16 protein-coding genes are annotated in these 17497 nt (G+C 71.2%); 5 read left to right on the forward strand and 11 right to left on the reverse strand.

The features are described from left to right. Window positions 1-2: 2 nt before the first annotated feature. From rpoZ to pyrR, 11 genes are all read right to left on the reverse strand, one after another. On the reverse strand, window positions 3-272 hold the full coding sequence (rpoZ, locus tag ACBJ32_RS11700; RefSeq protein WP_080041099.1) for a DNA-directed RNA polymerase subunit omega: 270 nt from the start codon (window positions 270-272) through the stop codon (window positions 3-5). Window positions 273-276: 4 nt separating this feature from the next. Then, window positions 277-885, reverse strand: a complete 609-nt coding sequence (gene gmk, locus ACBJ32_RS11705) for a guanylate kinase (protein ID WP_357865938.1) — start codon at window positions 883-885, stop codon at window positions 277-279. Window positions 886-985: 100 nt separating this feature from the next. Next, window positions 986-1309 (reverse strand): integration host factor, actinobacterial type, encoded by a 324-nt coding sequence (gene mihF / locus ACBJ32_RS11710; RefSeq protein WP_020541698.1) that lies wholly within the window; start codon window positions 1307-1309, stop codon window positions 986-988. A gap of 460 nt (window positions 1310-1769) precedes the next feature. After that, complete coding sequence (pyrF, locus tag ACBJ32_RS11715) at window positions 1770-2462, reverse strand: orotidine-5'-phosphate decarboxylase (RefSeq protein WP_357865936.1); 693 nt, start codon at window positions 2460-2462, stop codon at window positions 1770-1772. A gap of 25 nt (window positions 2463-2487) precedes the next feature. Beyond that, window positions 2488-3465, reverse strand: coding sequence for a dihydroorotate dehydrogenase (locus ACBJ32_RS11720; RefSeq protein WP_052424271.1), 978 nt, complete (start codon window positions 3463-3465; stop codon window positions 2488-2490). Next, window positions 3455-4306: a dihydroorotate dehydrogenase electron transfer subunit gene (locus ACBJ32_RS11725; RefSeq protein WP_357865935.1), complete on the reverse strand. Its 852-nt coding sequence runs from the start codon at window positions 4304-4306 to the stop codon at window positions 3455-3457. The genes ACBJ32_RS11720 and ACBJ32_RS11725 overlap by 11 nt, the downstream gene beginning before the upstream one ends. Window positions 4307-4344: 38 nt before the next feature. After that, window positions 4345-7632: a carbamoyl-phosphate synthase large subunit gene (gene carB / locus ACBJ32_RS11730; protein WP_375126708.1), complete on the reverse strand. Its 3288-nt coding sequence runs from the start codon at window positions 7630-7632 to the stop codon at window positions 4345-4347. Then, window positions 7619-8725, reverse strand: a complete 1107-nt coding sequence (gene carA / locus ACBJ32_RS11735; protein ID WP_375126709.1) for a glutamine-hydrolyzing carbamoyl-phosphate synthase small subunit — start codon at window positions 8723-8725, stop codon at window positions 7619-7621. The genes carB and carA overlap by 14 nt, the downstream gene beginning before the upstream one ends. Continuing rightward, window positions 8722-10008: a dihydroorotase gene (locus ACBJ32_RS11740; RefSeq protein WP_375126710.1), complete on the reverse strand. Its 1287-nt coding sequence runs from the start codon at window positions 10006-10008 to the stop codon at window positions 8722-8724. The genes carA and ACBJ32_RS11740 overlap by 4 nt, the downstream gene beginning before the upstream one ends. Continuing rightward, on the reverse strand, window positions 10005-10922 hold the full coding sequence (locus ACBJ32_RS11745) for an aspartate carbamoyltransferase catalytic subunit (protein WP_375126711.1): 918 nt from the start codon (window positions 10920-10922) through the stop codon (window positions 10005-10007). The genes ACBJ32_RS11740 and ACBJ32_RS11745 overlap by 4 nt, the downstream gene beginning before the upstream one ends. Next, entirely contained in the window at window positions 10919-11476 is a 558-nt protein-coding gene (gene pyrR, locus ACBJ32_RS11750) for a bifunctional pyr operon transcriptional regulator/uracil phosphoribosyltransferase PyrR (protein ID WP_375126712.1), read from the reverse strand. Before pyrR ends, ACBJ32_RS11745 begins: the two co-directional genes overlap by 4 nt. Window positions 11477-11751: 275 nt before the next feature. Between pyrR and ACBJ32_RS11755 the strand changes: the two genes are divergently transcribed. Genes ACBJ32_RS11755 through ACBJ32_RS11775 form a run of 5 tightly spaced genes read left to right on the forward strand, consistent with a single transcriptional unit; the run spans window position 11752 to window position 17263 of the window. Then, window positions 11752-12996 (forward strand): arginine deiminase, encoded by a 1245-nt coding sequence (locus ACBJ32_RS11755; protein WP_375126713.1) that lies wholly within the window; start codon window positions 11752-11754, stop codon window positions 12994-12996. Between the two features lie 11 nt (window positions 12997-13007). Further along, window positions 13008-14012 (forward strand): ornithine carbamoyltransferase, encoded by a 1005-nt coding sequence (gene argF, locus ACBJ32_RS11760; RefSeq protein ID WP_375126714.1) that lies wholly within the window; start codon window positions 13008-13010, stop codon window positions 14010-14012. A gap of 1 nt (window position 14013) precedes the next feature. Continuing rightward, window positions 14014-14949 (forward strand): carbamate kinase, encoded by a 936-nt coding sequence (gene arcC, locus ACBJ32_RS11765; RefSeq protein WP_357865922.1) that lies wholly within the window; start codon window positions 14014-14016, stop codon window positions 14947-14949. A 10-nt stretch (window positions 14950-14959) separates the two neighbouring features. Further along, window positions 14960-16381, forward strand: coding sequence for an amino acid permease (locus ACBJ32_RS11770; protein ID WP_375126715.1), 1422 nt, complete (start codon window positions 14960-14962; stop codon window positions 16379-16381). Further along, window positions 16382-17263 carry a universal stress protein gene (locus tag ACBJ32_RS11775; RefSeq protein WP_375126716.1) on the forward strand — a complete coding sequence of 294 codons (882 nt, stop codon included), beginning with the start codon at window positions 16382-16384 and terminating at the stop codon, window positions 17261-17263. It abuts the gene before it with no gap. The last annotated feature ends 234 nt before the right edge of the window (window positions 17264-17497 follow it).

Raw genomic sequence — 17497 nt, forward strand, 5'->3', positions numbered from 1 at the left:
GGTCAGGCCGCGCCTTCGATGGGCTCGGCGTTGAGCAGGCCCTCGGAGACCTCTCGCAGCGCGATGGACAGCGGCTTCTCCTGGGCGTGCGTCTCGACCAGCGGCCCGACGTACTCCAGCAGGCCCTCGCCGAGCTGGGAGTAGTAGGCGTTGATCTGGCGAGCGCGCTTGGCGCCCATGATCACCAGGGAGTACTTGCTGTCGACGATGTCGAGCAGCGCGTCGATCGGCGGGTTGGTGATGCCCTCCGCGGCCGGGGTGGTGCCTGCCACGATGTCAGACCTCTCGGTTGGTGGTTGTCGTGACCCCCTGAGGGTCAGTCATCAAGGCTATCAGCCGGTGGCACACGTCTTGGACGCTCGTGTTCACCAGTGTGAGGTCGAATTCCGACTCGGCGGCCATCTCGACCCGCCCGGCCTCCAGCCGGCGCGCGATGACGTCCTCCGGCTCGGTGCCGCGCCCGCGCAGCCGCTTCTCCAGCTCCTCCCAGGTGGGCGGGGCCAGGAACACCAGCAGCGCCTCCGGCATGCTCCTGCGTACCTGCCTGGCGCCCTCGAGGTCGATCTCGAGCAGGGTCGGCACGCCTTCGGCGAGTTTCTTCAGCACCGGCTCGCGTGGCGTGCCGTAGCGGTTGCCCGCGAACTCCGCCCACTCGAGCAGCTCGCCCGACTCCACGAGCCGGTCGAACTCCTCACCGTCGACGAAGAAGTAGTGGACCCCGTTCACCTCGCCGGGACGGGGCCTCCTGGTGGTCACCGAGACCGACAGCCACACCTGGGGGTGCGCCCGCCGGAGCTCGGCGACGACCGTGGACTTGCCGACGCCCGACGGCCCTGAGAGGACCGTCAGCCGCCGTTCGCTCAAGGGCGGGAAGTCGACTTCCACTTCCGGTCCGACCGCCTCGTGGGCACTGACTTCGCCGGACCAGGACCTGTCGGTCACTTCCTACCCCCCGTTGAACCTGCGCTTTCGTGTGGAACAGAGATTAGCTCTCGTTGCCACCGAACTCGCGCTCGAGGGAGGCCCTCTGGTTCGCGCCGAGGCCCCGCACGCGGCGGGACTCGGCGATGGCAAGCCGCTCCATGAGCTGCTTGGCGCGGACCTTGCCCACGCCGGGGAGCGATTCCAACAGGGCCGACACCTTCATCTTGCCGATGACGTCGTCGGTCTGCCCATCCTTGAGCACCTCAGCCAGAGAAACCGCGCCATGCTTGAGCCGGTTCTTGACCTCGGCACGCTCTTTACGGGCCTTGGCAGCCTTCTCCAGGGCTGCGGCGCGCTGCTCAGGGGTCAGGGGAGGAAGAGCCACGCCGGGTCACCTCGAATTTCTGTCGATGTACTCGGACGGGAAGGGAAACTAGCTGGTCATCGCCCCCTAAGCAACGTCAAGAGCGGTTTCTCTCGCCACAAAATCCACTTCATCACTGTGCGTGTTCGTAAAATCACATTGTGCTGATCAAATCGCCCTCACTTCCCCCTTCGCGCGTCGGCTCGCGCCGGTGTCGCGAAACGCAAGGGCGCCCGCCGGCTCGCCCCACGCCGATGTCCGAAACCCGCCCTACACCTGGGCCGAAACCACGTCACGCGATCGTCCGCGGATGCATTATGATCTTGTGAGCAGGGCCCGGCAGGCGTGGCGCAGGCGGCGCGCGACGCATGCCCGGGCGACGCGCTTCCCGGCCGGGCGCTTCCCAGCCGGCGTGCGCCTCAGATGGCGCACGGCAGATGGCGCACGGCTCAGATGGCGTGCGCCTCGGACGGCGCGTGCCTCAGACGGCGCGGCGCAGCGAGGCGGCGATGGCCGCCGCCGCCGCTCCCGGGTCGGCCGAGCCCGTGATGGGCCGTCCGATCACGAGCAGGTCGGCGCCGTCGGCCAGGGCCTGCTCCGGCGTGGCGACGCGCATCTGGTCCTGCGTGGCGGCCCCCGTGGGGCGCACGCCGGGGGTGATGAGCGTGATCTCCTCGCCCACCTCGGCACGCACCGCCGAGACCTCGTTGGGCGAGCACACGAGCGCCGTGGCGCCCGCCTCGACCGACAGCGCTGCCAGGCGGCGCACGGCGGAGTCGGCCGGCCCGGCGAGCCCGATGCGCTCCAGGTCGCCCTCGGTGAGCGAGGTCAGGACGGTCACAGCGGCGATCTGGGTGTGCGGCGCTGCCTCCACGGCCGCCCTGATCATGGCGGGCCCGCCGGCGGCGTGCACGGTCAGGATCGAGGGCCGCAGCCGCGCCACCGCCCGCGCGGCCCCGGCCACGGTGTTGGGGATGTCGTGCAGCTTGAGGTCGAGGAACACGCGTACGCCGCTGGCCCCGCGCACGGAGGCGATCACGTCGGGCCCGTAGCGCAGGTAGAGCTCCAGGCCCACCTTGACCGTGCTGACGTGCGGCGTGACCAGTGCGGCCCACCGGGCGGCGGTCTCCAGGTCGGGAGCGTCGAGAGCGACGGCGATCGGTGCGGGGGTCAAGACGTGCTCTCCAGGATCTCGGGAGTCAAGGCGTGCTCTCCTCGGTGTCGACTAGCAGGTGCCGGGGCGCGCTCCCCGGCGGGCGGTGCGCCAGGCCGACGGCGTCGGCCAGCCGCTGGAAGCCACGGGCCCTCAGGAGCTCCTCAAGCTCGCGTTCGATGCGCAGGCAGGCGTAGGGGTCGTGGAACAGCGCCGTGCCCACTCCGACCGCGCAGGCGCCCGCCAGGACGAGCTGGAAGGCGTCCCTGCCCGTCATGACGCCGCCGACGCCGATCAGGGGCACCCCGGGCAGGGCCGCGTGCACCTGCCAGACGCACCGCACGGCCAGCGGCAGGATGGCCGGCCCCGACAGCCCGCCGGTGACGGCGGCGAGCGAGGGGCGCAGCGCCTCGGTGTCGATGGCCATGCCCAGCGGATTGTTGATCATGGACAGCGCGTCGGCCCCGGCGTCCACGCAGGCGCGCGCGACGGAGACGATGTCGGCCACGTCGGGCGCGAGCTTGGCGACGACCGGCACGTCGTAGCGCATGATGGAGCGCACGGAGGCGATCACCTCGGCCGCGGCGCTGCCCTCGCGGGCGAAGACGCGCCCGCGGTCCTCCATGTTCGGGCAGGAGAGATTGACCTCCAGCGCGGTCACCCCGGGCGCGTCGGCGAGCCTGCGGGCCAGCTCGGAGTACTCGGCGACGGTGCCGCCGCCGATCGAGACGATGGTCTTGATGCCGCGCTGGGCCAGCCAGGGCAGCTCCCGCTCCAGGAACGCCTCGATGCCCGGCCCCTGCAGCCCGACGGCGTTGAGCATGCCCGAGGGCGTCTCGGCCATGCGCGGCGTGGGCCGGCCGGCGCGCGGGGCCATGGTGATCGAGCGGGTGGTCAGCGCGCCGAGCCGGTGCAGGTCGAAGAACTGGGCCAGCTCCCGCCCCGAGGAGGCGCAGCCGGCGGCGGTGGTGATGGGGTTAGCGAGCTCCACATGCGCCAGAAATGTCCGCATATCAACTGACATGTCGTGCACCGCCTCCGGGGGCGCCGAGCGCGTCGAACGGGATCGTTCCCACGTCCTCGAAGCGCACCCGCTCCCCCCGGAACACCGGCCCTTCGGCGCACGCCCTGACCATCCTGGTCGCCCCGTCGTCGCCGATGACGGGCAGCACGCACGTCATGCACACCCCGATCCCGCAGGCCATGGCCTCCTCGACCGCCACCTGCACCGGGATGTCGAACTCCATCCCCACCGCCGTCACCGCCCGCAGCGTCTCCATGGGCGCGCAGGCGTACACGGCGTCGGCCCGCGTGTCGGCGATCACCGCGGGCAGCGCGTCGGTGACCCTGCCGCGCAGCCCCAGCGAGCCGTCCTCGGTGGTCAGCGTGGTCGTCTCGGCGATCCTGCGTGCCCGCATCGCGCCGAACACCCGCTCCGCCCCGGCCCCGCCGAGCACGAAGTCCACCCGGCAGCCCCGCGCCAGCAGCGCGTCGGCCAGCGGGAACAGCACGGCGGAGCCGTACTCGGAGCCGACCAGCACGCAGTGGACGGGGTCGCGCGGCAGCGGGAAGGGCCGCCCGAGCGGCCCTACCAGGTCGAGCGTGTCACGGGCGCGCCGCTCGGCCAGCCAGGCCGTGCCGGACCCGCGGACGGTGAAGACGAGCTCGACCGTCCCGCCGTAGTCGGCCTTCACGTCGTGGATGGACAGCGCGCGGCGCGTCACCATCGACGTGTACGGCCCGCCCACCGCCACGGAGACGAAGTGGCCGGGGCGGTAACGCTCGGCGATGCCGGGCGCCACCACCGTCAGCGCATGGTAGGCGTCGACCCGGCGCGTCGTCAGCACCGTGCCCGTCACCTGCACCGGTGTGCCGGCCAGACGTCTTCACCTCCCGTGCGGGGTCAGCCCCGGAGTGCCTGTGCGTGCTCCTGGAGAGACCGTACGCCGACGTCGCCGCGCACGATCGCCTGGATGCCGGCCGCGGCGGCGGCCAGGCCCGAGACCGTGGTGATGCACGGGATGCCGCGCAGCACCGCGGCCGTGCGGATCTCGTAGCCGTCGAGCCGGGGCCCCGACTGGCCCGGGCTGCCGAAGGGCGTGTTGACGATCAGGTCGACCTCACCGTCGAGAATGGCCTGCACGCTCGTGGGTTCACCTCCGGGACCCGTCCCCTCGCTGTGCTTTCGCACGATCTTGGCATGGACGCCGTTACGGCGCAGCACCTCGGCGGTCCCCTCGGTGGCCAGGATCTCGAATCCGAGATCCGCGAGCGCCTTCACAGGGAAGATCATCGCACGCTTGTCCCTGTTGGCCACGGATACGAACGCGCGTCCCTTGGTCGGGAGCTGCCCGTACGCGCCCGCCTGCGACTTGGCGTAGGCGGTGCCGAAGAACTCGTCGATGCCCATGACCTCGCCCGTGGAGCGCATCTCGGGCCCCAGGACGATGTCCACGCCGCGGAAGCGGTTGAACGGCAGCACCGCCTCCTTGACCGCGATCGAGGCGTCGAGGGGCAGCGTGCCGCCGTCGCCCTCGGCGGGCAGCATGCCCTCCTCGCGCAGCGAGGCGATCGACGCGCCGAGCATCACCCTGGCCGCCGCCTTGGCCAGCGGGGTGCCCGTGGCCTTGGACACGAACGGCACCGTGCGGCTGGCGCGCGGGTTGGCCTCCAGGACGTACAGGACGCCGGCGGACATGGCGTACTGGACGTTCAGCAGGCCGCGCACGCCCACCCCGGCGGCGATGGCCCGCGTGGCGGCGCGGATGGCCTTGATGTCGGCGCCGCCGAGCGTGATCGGCGGCAGGGCGCACGCCGAGTCGCCGGAGTGGATGCCGGCCTCCTCGATGTGCTCCATGACGCCGCCCAGGAACAGCTCCTCGCCGTCGTAGAGGGCGTCCACGTCGATCTCGATGGCCTCGTCGAGGAACTTGTCGACGAGCACCGGGTGGCCGCCCTCCTGGGCCGCCATGTACGTGGTGAGCGTCCGCTCGTCGTACACGATGGCCATGCCGGCCCCGCCGAGCACGTACGAGGGGCGCACGAGCACGGGGTAGCCGATCTCCTCGGCGATCTCCACGGCCTCGGCCACGGTCAGCGCCGTGCCGTGCTTGGGCGCGGGCAGCCCCGCCTCGGCCAGCACCCGCCCGAACGCGCCGCGCTCCTCTGCCAGGTGGATGGACTCGGGCGAGGTGCCGACCACGGGCACGCCGGCGTCCTTGAGCGCCTGCGCGAGGCCGAGCGGCGTCTGGCCGCCGAGCTGCACGATCACGCCCACGACCGGTCCGGTCTGCTGCTCGGCGTGCACGACCTCCAGGACGTCCTCCAGCGTGAGCGGCTCGAAGTAGAGCCGGTCGGAGGTGTCGTAGTCGGTGGAGACGGTCTCGGGGTTGCAGTTGACCATGACGGTCTCGAACCCGGCCCGCGACAGCTCGAACGAGGCGTGCACGCACGCGTAGTCGAACTCGATGCCCTGCCCGATGCGGTTGGGCCCGGAGCCGAGGATGATGACCTTCTGCCGCTCCCCTGCCGGGACCTCGCTCTCCTCGTCGTAGGTGGAGTAGAGGTAGGGCGTCTTGGCGGCGAACTCGGCGGCGCAGGTGTCGACCGTGTTGTAGACCGGCCGCAGCCCCAGCGCGTGCCGCAGGTCGCGCACCCTGGCCTCGTCGATGCCGCGGATCTCGCCGATCTGCACGTCGCTGAACCCGAGGTGCTTGGCCCGCTCGAGCACCTCGGCGGTCAGGTCGTCCGCCTCGGCGACCGCCTGGGCCTCCTCGTGCAGCAGGAAGAGCTGGTCGATGAACCACGGGTCGACGCTGGTGGCCTCGTACAGCTCCTCGGGCGTGGCGCCGGCCCTGATGGCCTGCTGCATCGTGCGCAGCCGGCCGTCGTGCGGGGTGCGGCAGGCCGCCAGCAGCTCGTCCTTGGGCTCGACGTCGCCGGCCCAGGTGAAGGAGGAGTTCTTCTTCTCCATCGAGCGCAGCGCCTTCTGCAGCGCCTCGGGGAACGAGCGGCCGATGGCCATGGCCTCGCCCACCGACTTCATGTGCGTGGTGAGGGTCTGGTCGGCGCCCCTGAACTTCTCGAACGCGAAGCGCGGCACCTTCACCACGATGTAGTCGAGCGTCGGCTCGAAGGAGGCCGGGGTCTCCTTGGTGATGTCGTTGGGGATCTCGTCGAGCGTGTAGCCGATGGCCAGCTTGGCCGCGATCTTGGCGATCGGGAAGCCGGTGGCCTTGGAGGCCAGCGCCGACGAGCGCGACACGCGCGGGTTCATCTCGATGACGATCATGCGCCCGGTGCGCGGATCCACCGCGAACTGGATGTTGCAGCCGCCGGTGTCGACGCCGACCTCGCGGATGACCGCGATGGCGACGTCGCGCATGTTCTGGTACTCGCGGTCGGTCAGGGTCAGCGCGGGCGCCACGGTGACGCTGTCGCCGGTGTGCACGCCCATCGGGTCGATGTTCTCGATGGAGCAGACGATGACGACGTTGTCGGCCTTGTCGCGCATGACCTCCAGCTCGTACTCCTTCCAGCCGAGGATCGACTCCTCCAGGAGCACCTCGGTGGTCGGGGAGGCGTCGAGCCCGGCGCCGGCGATGCGGCGCAGGTCCTCCTCCGTGTACGCGAAGCCGGAGCCGGCGCCGCCCATGGTGAAGGAGGGCCGCACGACCAGCGGGTAACCCAGCTCGCCCGCGGCGGCCAGGCACTCGTCCATGGTGTGGCAGATGACGGACCTGGCGGACTCGGCGTTGAGGCCGTGCTCGCGGGCGACCTTGGCGACGATCTCCTTGAACTTCTCGCGGTTCTCGCCCGCCTGGATCGCGTCGAAGTCGGCGCCGATCAGCTCGACCTCGTACTTCTCCAGCACGCCGGACTCGTGCAGCGCCACGGCGGTGTTGAGCGCGGTCTGGCCGCCCAGCGTGGGCAGCAGCGCGTCGGGCCGCTCCTTCGCGATGATCTTCTCGACGAACTCGGGGGTGATCGGCTCGACGTACGTGGCGTCGGCGAACTCCGGGTCCGTCATGATCGTGGCGGGGTTGCTGTTGACCAGGATCACGCGGAAGCCCTCGGCCCGCAGCACGCGGCACGCCTGGGTGCCGGAGTAGTCGAACTCGCACGCCTGGCCGATCACGATCGGCCCCGAGCCGATCACCAGGACCGACTGGATGTCCTCACGCTTTGGCACGGGTCATGACCTCGCAGAACTCGTCGAAGAGATAGGCGGCGTCGTGCGGGCCGGCGGCGGCCTCCGGGTGGTACTGGACGCTGAAGGCGCGGCCGTCGAGCAGCCGCAGCCCTTCCACGCAGCGGTCGTTGAGGTTGACGTGGCTGACCTCGGCCTGCCCGTACGGGGTCTCGAACGGCCCGTCGAGCGGCGCCTCCACCGCGAACCCGTGGTTGTGCGCGGAGATCTCCACCTTCCCGGTGCGCACGTCCTGCACCGGCTGGTTGACGCCCCGGTGGCCGTAGCGCAGCTTGTACGTGGACAGCCCCAGGGCGCGCCCGAAGAGCTGGTTGCCGAAGCAGATCCCGAAGAACGGCACCCGGGCCTCCAGCACTCCCCGCAGCGCCGACACGTCGGCGGTGGCGGGGTCGCCGGGCCCGTTGGAGAAGAACACGCCGTCGGGCTCGACCGCCATGATCTGCTCGTAGGTGGCGTCGGCCGGCAGCACGTGCACCTCGCAGCCGCGCTCGGCCATCCGGTGCGGGGTCATGCCCTTGATGCCCAGGTCCACGGCTGCGACCGTGAAACGCTTCTCGCCGATGGCGGGCACGACGTAGCTCTCCCCCGTGGCCACCTCGCGCGCCAGGTCCGCGCCCTCCATCCGGGGCGACTGCCGCACGCGCTCGACGAGCTCCTCGACCGGCGCCTCGGTCGCGCTGAAGATGCCGGCGCGCATGGCGCCGCGCTCGCGCAGGTGGCGGGTGAGCGCGCGGGTGCCGGAGATGGCGATCCCGACGACGCCCTGCTCCTTGAGGTAGTCGTCGAGCGAGCGGTTGGCCCGCCAGTTGGAGACCACCCTGGACGGCTCGCGCACGACGTAGCCGGCCACCCAGACGCGCCGGGACTCCGGGTCCTCGTCGTTGACGCCGGTGTTGCCGATGTGCGGCGCCGTCATGGCGACGATCTGCCGGTGGTAGGAGGGGTCCGTGAGGGTCTCCTGGTAACCGGTCATGCCGGTGTTGAAGACCATTTCGCCGAACGTCTCGCCTTCGGCGCCGTATGGAGTGCCATGGAAGACGCGGCCGTCTTCCAGGACGAGCACCGCAGTGTTCAAACCAGCTTCCCTTCGAGAACGGTCGGCCTGCCGCGCAGGAACGTCGCCACTACCCTGCCGGGCAGCGTCATCCCCTCGTAAGGGGTGTTCCGACTCTTGGACGCGAAGGCGGACGGGTCCACCTTCGTGCGCACGGACGGGTCGTACAGCGTGATGTTGGCCGGGGCGCCCACCTCGATCGGCTGCCCCTGGCCGGCGAGCCGCCCGATGCGGGCGGGCACGACGGACATGCGCTGGGCGACGCCCGCCCAGTCGAGCAGCCCGGTCTCGACCATGGCCTCCTGGACCACGCTGAGCGCGGTCTCCAGGCCTACCATGCCCATGGCCGCGGCCGACCACTCGGTCTCCTTGTCCTCGACCGGGTGGGGCGCGTGGTCGGTGGCGACGATGTCGATCGTGCCGTCGGCCAGGGCGGCGCGCAGCGCCTCGACGTCCGCGTGGGTGCGCAGCGGCGGGTTGACCTTGTAGATCGGGTTGTAGGCGCCCACCGGCGAGTCCTCCACGAGGTCGTCGGTGAGCAGCAGGTGGTGGGGGGTCACCTCGGCGGTGACGTTCCAGCCCTTGGACTTGGCCCAGCGGATGATCTCGACCGAGCCTGCCGTGGAGACGTGGCAGACGTGCAGCCGGGAGCCGACGTGGGCGGCCAGGAGGCAGTCGCGGGCGATGATCGCCTCCTCCGCGACCGCGGGCCAGCCGGTCAGGCCGAGCCTGCCGGAGACGACGCCCTCGTTCATCTGGGCGCCGGAGGTGAGCCTGGGCTCCTGGGCGTGCTGGGCGATGACGCCGTCGAACGCCTTGACGTACTCCAGGGCGCGGCGCATCAGCACCGCGTCGTCCACGCACTTGCCGTCGTCGGAGAAGACCCGCACGCGGGCGGCGGAGTCGGCCATCGCGCCCAGCTCGGCGAGCTGCCTGCCCTCCAGGCCGACGGTGACGGCGCCGACCGGGTGCACGTCGCAGTGGGCGAACTCGCGGCCCAGCCGCCAGACCTGCTCGACCACGCCGGCGGTGTCGGCGACGGGCGAGGTGTTGGCCATGGCGTGCACGGCGGTGTAGCCGCCGCGGGCGGCCGACTGGGTGCCGGTCTGCACGGTCTCGGCGTCCTCGCGGCCGGGCTCGCGCAGGTGGGTGTGCAGGTCCACGAGGCCGGGCAGCGCGACGGCGCCCGCGCCGTCGATCGTGTCGTCGCCGGCCAGGCCGGGCCCGATCTCGGCGATGGCGCCGCCCTCGACCCGGATGTCGGCGGGCTCCGCGCCCAGGATCCTCACGTTGCGGATGATCATGCGGTCTCTCCCCCGAGCAGCAGGTACAGGACGGCCATGCGGATGGTCACGCCGTTGGCGACCTGTTCGACGATCGTGGATCGCGCCGAGTCGGCCACCTCGGCGGCGATCTCCATGCCCCGGTTCATCGGCCCCGGGTGCATGACGATCGCCTCGTCGGGCATCTTCGCGAACCGGTCCCTGTCGAGGCCGTAGCGGCGGGAGTACTCGCGCTCGCTGGGGAAGTACGCGGCGTTCATCCGCTCCTTCTGCACCCTCAGCATCATCACCGCGTCGGACTTCGGCAGCACCGCGTCGAGGTCGTAGGACACCTCGCACGGCCAGGTGCCGACGGAGACCGGCAGCAGCGTGGGCGGCGCGACCAGGGTGACCTCGGCGCCGAGCGTGTGCAGCAGCAGCACGTTGGAGCGGGCGACCCGGCTGTGCAGCACGTCGCCGACGATGGTGACCCGGCGGCCCTCCAGGCTGCCCAGGCGGCGGCGCATGGAGAAGGCGTCGAGCAGCGCCTGCGTGGGGTGCTCGTGGGTGCCGTCGCCGGCGTTGACGACGCTGCCGCGCACCCAGTTGGCCAGGCGGTGCGGCGCGCCGGAGGCGCCGTGGCGGATGACGACCGCGTCGGCGCCCATGGCCTCCAGGGTGAGCGCGGTGTCCTTGAGCGACTCGCCCTTGGACACGCTCGACCCCTTGGCGGAGAAGTTGATCACGTCGGCGGACAGCCGCTTGGCCGCCGCCTCGAACGAGATCCGCGTGCGCGTGGAGTCCTCGAAGAACAGGTTGACCACGGTGCGCCCGCGCAGCGTGGGCAGCTTCTTGATGGAACGTTCCGAGACCCTCGCCAGCTCCTCGGCGGTGTCGAGGATGAGCAGCGCGTCGTCCCGGGTCAGGTCTCCGGCGGAGATCAGGTGCCGCTTCACTTCGCGCCCTCCTTCATGAGCAGGACGGCGTCGCGGTCGTCGATCTCCTGCAGGTAGACCTTGACCTTCTCGCTCTTGGCGGTCGGCAGGTTCTTGCCGACGTAGTCGGCGCGGATGGGCAGCTCGCGGTGGCCGCGGTCGACCAGCGTGGCGAGCTGCACGGCGGTGGGCCGGCCGAGGTCGTTGAGCGCGTCGAGCGCGGCGCGCACGGTGCGGCCGGAGTAGAGGACGTCGTCGACGAGCACCACGACCTTGCCGTCGATGCCGTCGGAGGGCAGCTCGGTGGGGCCGAGCGGGCGCACGGGCCCGCGCCGCAGGTCGTCGCGGTACATCGTGATGTCGATCGAGCCGACGGGGATCTTGACGCCTTCGAACTGCTCGATGCGGTCGCCGAGCCGGCGGGCCAGCGTGGCGCCGCGGGTCGGGATGCCGAGGAGGACGACGTCGCCTGCGCCCTTGGTGCGCTCGAGGATCTCGTGCGCGATCCGGGTCAGTGCCCGGTGGATGTCCGGGGCTTCCAGGACGGCCCTGGAATCACCCGTGGGTGCGGACATGGCGAAGCTCACCACCTTTCCCGCCTCACGGGACGGGTCTTAAAAGGGTGTTGGTCGGGACACACAGTACCAGGGGCTACCAGGTACAACGCGAGAGCCCTCCCGCGCAGCCCGTACGGGGAGCGACGGCGCGGTCGCGGATCAGGGGGATCGTCTGGATCAGGTAATTTCCCGCGCCCCGCCGTGTCGGGACGGCCCGCGCCGGGCACGTCTACCCGGCGCGCGGGGCGGGAGTCGGGCGTGACTTCCGCTTCCTGGAGGGGGATACAGGACAGATGACGTTCCATGTCGATTCCGAGGTCGGGCACCTGCGGCAGGTCCTGCTGCACAAGCCCGACCTGGCGCTGAAACGGCTGACCCCCACCACCAAGGACGCGTTCCTCTTCGACGACGTGCTGTGGGTGCAGCGCGCGATCGAGGAGCACGAGGAGTTCCAGCAGGTGCTGACGGACCGCGGCATCCGCGTCCACCTGCTGGCGGACCTGCTCAAGGAGACCGTCGACATCCCCGAGGCGCGCAAGCACATCCTCGACGCGGTCATCGACGAGCGCTGGCTGGGCCCGGTCGCCATCGACGACATCCGCAACACGCTCGACGGGATGGACAGCGCGACCCTGCAGGTCTACCTGACCGGCGGCATCACCAGGCGCGAGCTGGTCGCGATGGGCTGCGACCCCAGGTCGGTGACCTTCCACGCCACGGGCGAGGACGACTTCATCCTGCCGCCGCTGCCCAACCACCTGTTCACGCGGGACACCTCGTGCTGGATCTACGACGGCGTGTCGATCAACGCGATGAAGAAGAAGGCCCGCATGCGGGAGACGGTCAACATGGAGGCCGTCTACATGTACCACCCGACGTTCGCCGGCGGCTTCGACCGGCCGGGGCAGGGCGGCTACCACTGCTGGATGCCCGGCCAGTCGGTGGCCCCCGCCACCATGGAGGGCGGCGACGTGCTGGTCATCGGGCGGGGCGCGGTGCTGGTCGGGATGAGCGAGCGCACCCAGCCGCAGGCCGTCGAGATGCTGGCGCAGCGGCTGTTCAGCGCCGGGTCCGCGCGGCGGATCGTGGCGCTCGACATGCCGAAGGCGCGGGCGTTCATGCATCTCGACACGGTGATGACGATGCTCGACGTGGGCGTCTTCACCAAGTACGCCGGCCTGGGCATGCTGCCGGCGTACACGATCGAGCCGGGCGAGACGTCCAAGGAGCTCAAGGTCACCGACCATCCGCCCGAGGACATGCACAAGGCCATCGCGCACGCCCTTGAGCTGCCCGACATCAAGGTCCTGACGCCCACCCAGGACGTCTACGCCGCCGAGCGGGAGCAGTGGGACGACGGCTGCAACGGGCTGGCGCTGGAGCCCGGCGTGGTCGTGGCCTACGAGCGCAACGCCACCACCAACAACTACCTGCGCGACAACGGCATCGAGGTGATCACGATCAGGGGCAGCGAGCTCGGCAGGGGGCGCGGCGGGCCGCGGTGCATGAGCTGCCCGCTGGAGCGCGACGCCGTCTAGGGGGACGACACATGGCGGTGGACCTGCGGGGCCGCAGCTTTCTCAAGGAACTCGACTTCACCCAGGAGGAATTCGGCCATCTGCTGCGGCTGTCGGCCGAGCTGAAGGCCGCCAGGCACGCCGGCGCCGAGCGGCAGCGGCTGCGGGGCAGGAACATCGCGCTGATCTTCGAGAAGACCTCCACGCGGACGCGCTGCGCGTTCGAGGTGGCCGCCCGCGACCAGGGCGCGCACGTCACGTACCTGGACCCGGCCGGCGCCCAGCTCGGGCACAAGGAGTCGGTCGGCGACACCGCGCGGGTGCTGGGGCGGATGTTCGACGGCATCGAGTACCGCGGCTCCCGGCAGGCCCACGCCGAGGAGCTGGCGGCCCTGTCGGGGGTGCCGGTGTGGAACGGGCTGACCGACGAGTGGCATCCCACGCAGACGCTGGCCGACATGCTCACCATGCGCGAGCACAGCGACCGGCCGCTGCGCGAGGTGTCGTTCGCCTACCTGGGCGACGCGCGCAACAACATGGGGCACTCGCTGCTGGTCACGGGGGCGATGCTGGGCATGGACGTACGCCTGGTCGCGCCGAGGGCCCTGTGGCCGGACCCGGAGCTGGCGGCCGGGCCGGCCGAGAAGCTGGCGGCCGGCACCGGGGCCAGGATCACCGTCACCGACGACCTGGGCAAGGGCGTCAAGGGCGTGGACTTCCTCTACACCGACGTGTGGGTGTCGATGGGCGAGCCGGCCGAGATGTGGCAGGAGCGGATCAAGCTGCTGCTGCCGTACCAGGTCAACGACGCGGTGGTGCGGGCCACCGGCAACCCGTCGGTGCGGTTCATGCACTGCCTGCCCGCCTTCCACAACAGGGAGACGCAGGTCGGGCGCGACCTGTACGACAAGACCGGGCTCGACGCGCTGGAGGTGACCGAGAGCGTCTTCGAGTCGCCGCGCTCGATCGTCTTCGACCAGGCCGAGAACCGGCTGCACACCATCAAGGCCGTCATGGTCGCGACGCTGGGGGACTGACATGCGGGTCATCGTGGCGCTGGGCGGCAACGCGGTGCTGCGGCGCGGGCAGCGGCCCGACGCGGACGTACAGCTCGCCAACGTGCGGGCGGCCGCCAGGGCGCTCGCCGGGCTGGCGGACGAGCACGAGCTGGTCATCACCCACGGCAACGGCCCGCAGGTGGGCCTGCTGGCCATGCAGAGCGCCGCCGACCCCGACCTGAACGGGCCGTACCCGTTCGACGCGCTCGGCGCGCAGACGCAGGGCCTGATCGGCTACTGGATGCAGCAGGCCCTGCAGAACGCGCTGCCCGGCAGGCAGGTGCTGGCCATGGTGACGCAGACGCTGGTGTCGGCGGTCGATCCGGCCTTCGCGGAGCCGGCGAAGTTCGTCGGCCAGGTCTACGAGCAGGAGGAGGCCGAGAAGCTGGCCGCCGAGCACGGCTGGACGGTGCGGCAGGACGGCCGGCACTGGCGGCGGGTCGTGCCGTCCCCGGCGCCGCAGCGCGTGGTCGAGACCCGGCTGATCCGGCGGATGGTGGGCGAGGGCGTGATCGTGGTGTGCGCGGGCGGCGGCGGGGTCCCCGTCGTACGCGACGAGCGCGGCCGGCTGACCGGCGTGGAGGCCGTGGTCGACAAGGACCTCACCACGGCGATGCTGGCCGAGGCGCTGGAGTGCGACGCGTTCCTCAGCCTGACCGACGTACCGCGCGTCATGCGGGGCTTCGGCACGCCGCACCAGAGCGAGATCGGCCACACCACGCCGCACGAGCTGCGCGCGCTCGACTTCCCCGCCGGGTCGATGGGGCCGAAGGTGGAGGCGGTCTGCCGGTTCGTGGAGACGACCGGCGACATGGCGGCCATCGGCAGGCTGGAGGACGCCGGGCGCATACTCGGCGGCTCAGCGGGCACCATCGTCACACCCAACGGCCGGTGGCCGCTGACGAGCACGTTGTAGGGGGTGTCCGATGACACTGGCCCGGCGGCTCCTGCGTACCAAGCCGACGGAACGCATCGTGGCCGAGGGCGGTCACGGCGAGGGCGGCGAGCTGCGGCGCACGATGTCACTGTGGCAGCTCACGCTGTTCAGCGTCGGCGCGACGCTGGGCACCGGGATCTTCGTGATCCTCGGGCAGGCGGTGCCCAAGGCGGGGCCGGCGGTGGTGCTGGCGTTCGTGCTGGCGGCGATCACGGCGCTGCTCTCCGCGCTGTCGTACGCCGAGCTGGCCGGCACGATCCCGGTGTCCGGCTCGTCCTACTCCTACGCGTACGCGACGCTGGGCGAGCTCGTGGCCTGGGTCTGCGGCTGGTGCCTGATGCTGGAGTACGCCGTCTCCGTGGCGGCCGTGGCCGTGGGCTGGGGCGAGTACCTGAACTCGTTCCTGCGCGCGCTGTTCGGCTTCACGCTGCCGGAGGCGATCACCCGCTCCCCCGGCCAGGACGGCGGCGTGGTGAACGTCACCGCGATCGTCATCGTGCTGCTGGCCACGTGGCTGCTGCTGTACGGGGCCTCCGAGAGCGCCAGGGCGAACGCCTTCTTCGTGCTCATCAAGATCGCGGTGTTGCTGTTCTTCTGCGCGGTGACGTTCACGGCCTTCCAGTCGGGGAACCTCGCGCCGTTCGCCCCCATGGGCGTGGCCGGCATCACGGCGGCGGCCTCGCAGGTCTTCTTCTCCTACATCGGCTTCGACGCCGCCTCCACCGCCGGTGAGGAGGCCAAGAACCCCAGGCGCGACCTGCCGCTGGCGATCATGCTGTCGCTGGCCATCGTGACGGCCGTCTACGTGCTCGTGGCGCTGGCCGCCGTCGGCGCGATGCCGTGGACCGAGTTCGACCCCGACAACACCGAGGCCAGCCTGTCGTACATCGCCGACCTGGCCGTGGGGGCCACCTGGCCCGGCCTGATCGTCTCGTTCGGCGCGGTCATCGCCATCGCCAGCGTCGTGCTCACCGTCATCTACGGGCAGACGCGCATCCTGTTCGCGATGTCGCGCGACGGGCTCATCCCCCGGATCTTCCAGAAGGTCAACCCCCGCCGGCAGGTGCCGATCGCCAACACCCTCATCGTGGCCGCGTTCATCTCCGTGCTGGCCGGGCTGGTGCCGCTCGGGCAGCTCGCCGAGGCGACCAGCATCGGCACGCTGTTCGCCTTCGCCATCGTCAACGTCGGCGTGCTCGTGCTGCGTTACCGCAGCCCCGAGCTGCCGCGCAGCTTCCGCACGCCGCTGTTCCCCGTCACGCCGGTGCTGGGCGCGATCATGTGCGTGGTGGTCATGGCGGGGCTGGCCGGGGTGACCTGGCTGGCGTTCGGGCTGTGGATGCTCGCGGGGCTGATCTGCTACTTCCTGTACGGCTATGGCCATTCGCGGCTGAATGCCGAGGTGCGCTGAATGAAGCTCGACGACGTGCTGGCCGGATACGTCCCCGGATCGCGGGGACGGGACGGGCTGGCGCTGGCCGTACTGCTCGCGGAGCAGGCGCACGCGCGCCTGACGGTGGCGACCGTGCAGCCGCCGGCCCGCTCCACGCCGGGGCCGGCCAGGGCCGAGGAGAGCGCCTGGCGCGCCTACCTGCGCGAGCAGGCGGAGGCGACGCTCGCTCAGGCCCGCGAGCTGGCGGGCGACGAGGCCGAGTACGTCGCGCACACCCACAGGGGCAGCGGGCGCGGGCTGGTGGAGCTGGCGCGCAGGCGCGGCGCCGGCGTCGTGGTGATCGGCTCGGCCCCGGGCGGCGGCAGGGGACGCATCTCGGTGGGCAGCACCGCCGACCAGCTCCTGCACTCCTCCTCCGTTCCCGTCCTGCTCGCCCCGCGCGGCTACGGCGACCTGCCGCCGTCCGCCATCGACCGCCTCACCGTCGCCTACCGCCGCGGCCCCGGCTGCGACGCGGCCGTCAGCGACGCGGCGCGGACCGCCGCGGCGCTCGGGGTGCCGCTGCGGCTGGTCACTCTGGTGATCAGCAGCGGCAGGCGGGCGAGGATCGAGGAAGAGATGCTCGTACGCCTGCGCGACCAGGCGGCAGCCGACCTCCACGCGGCGGCGCGGGGACAGCGGCCGGCGGGACGGCCCGCGGGGCGGCCCGTGGAGGTCGAGGTGCTGGAGGGCCGCAACGTGGCCCAGGCACTCGGGACGACCTCGTGGCTGCCCGGCGAGATGATCATATGCGCTTCCAGCGACACCGGGCCACTCAGGCGGGTCTTCCTCGGGGACACCTCGATCAAGATCGTCCGGGCCTCGACCTGCCCTGCCATGATTCTCACTCGAGAGCCCTGACCGCCGGAATTTCTCGTCAAAACCTGACGAAGTCATCGTTGCCAGTGGGACATGAGGGATGATTGTGGCGATCCCTACCGGACCGGATTCGGCATCTTTTTTCCAATCAGCTTGACCTTAGGCGTCCACCCCTTTACCGTCACTGTGCGTAACCACACCGCGCGGCGTTCCGGGGTAAACCCAGAGCCATGGCTACCGATGGTGCCGAGCCAGGCACCAGACCCCCCGGTGGCC

It is taken from the genome of Nonomuraea sp. GTA35, assembly GCF_041950525.1.
Taxonomy (GTDB): domain Bacteria; phylum Actinomycetota; class Actinomycetes; order Streptosporangiales; family Streptosporangiaceae; genus Nonomuraea.

Excerpts from the sequence above, each read along its gene's own strand:
- argF (WP_375126714.1), top strand. The coding sequence starts at position 13,008 with ATGGCGGTGGACCTGCGGGGCCGCAGCTTTCTCAAGGAACTCGACTTC.
- ACBJ32_RS11755 (WP_375126713.1), top strand. The coding sequence starts at position 11,752 with ATGACGTTCCATGTCGATTCCGAGGTCGGGCACCTGCGGCAGGTCCTG.
- pyrR (WP_375126712.1), bottom strand. The coding sequence starts at position 11,476 with ATGTCCGCACCCACGGGTGATTCCAGGGCCGTCCTGGAAGCCCCGGAC.
- ACBJ32_RS11775 (WP_375126716.1), top strand. The coding sequence starts at position 16,382 with ATGAAGCTCGACGACGTGCTGGCCGGATACGTCCCCGGATCGCGGGGA.
- ACBJ32_RS11740 (WP_375126710.1), bottom strand. The coding sequence starts at position 10,008 with ATGATCATCCGCAACGTGAGGATCCTGGGCGCGGAGCCCGCCGACATC.
- ACBJ32_RS11770 (WP_375126715.1), top strand. The coding sequence starts at position 14,960 with ATGACACTGGCCCGGCGGCTCCTGCGTACCAAGCCGACGGAACGCATC.
- arcC (WP_357865922.1), top strand. The coding sequence starts at position 14,014 with ATGCGGGTCATCGTGGCGCTGGGCGGCAACGCGGTGCTGCGGCGCGGG.
- ACBJ32_RS11720 (WP_052424271.1), bottom strand. The coding sequence starts at position 3,465 with ATGTCAGTTGATATGCGGACATTTCTGGCGCATGTGGAGCTCGCTAAC.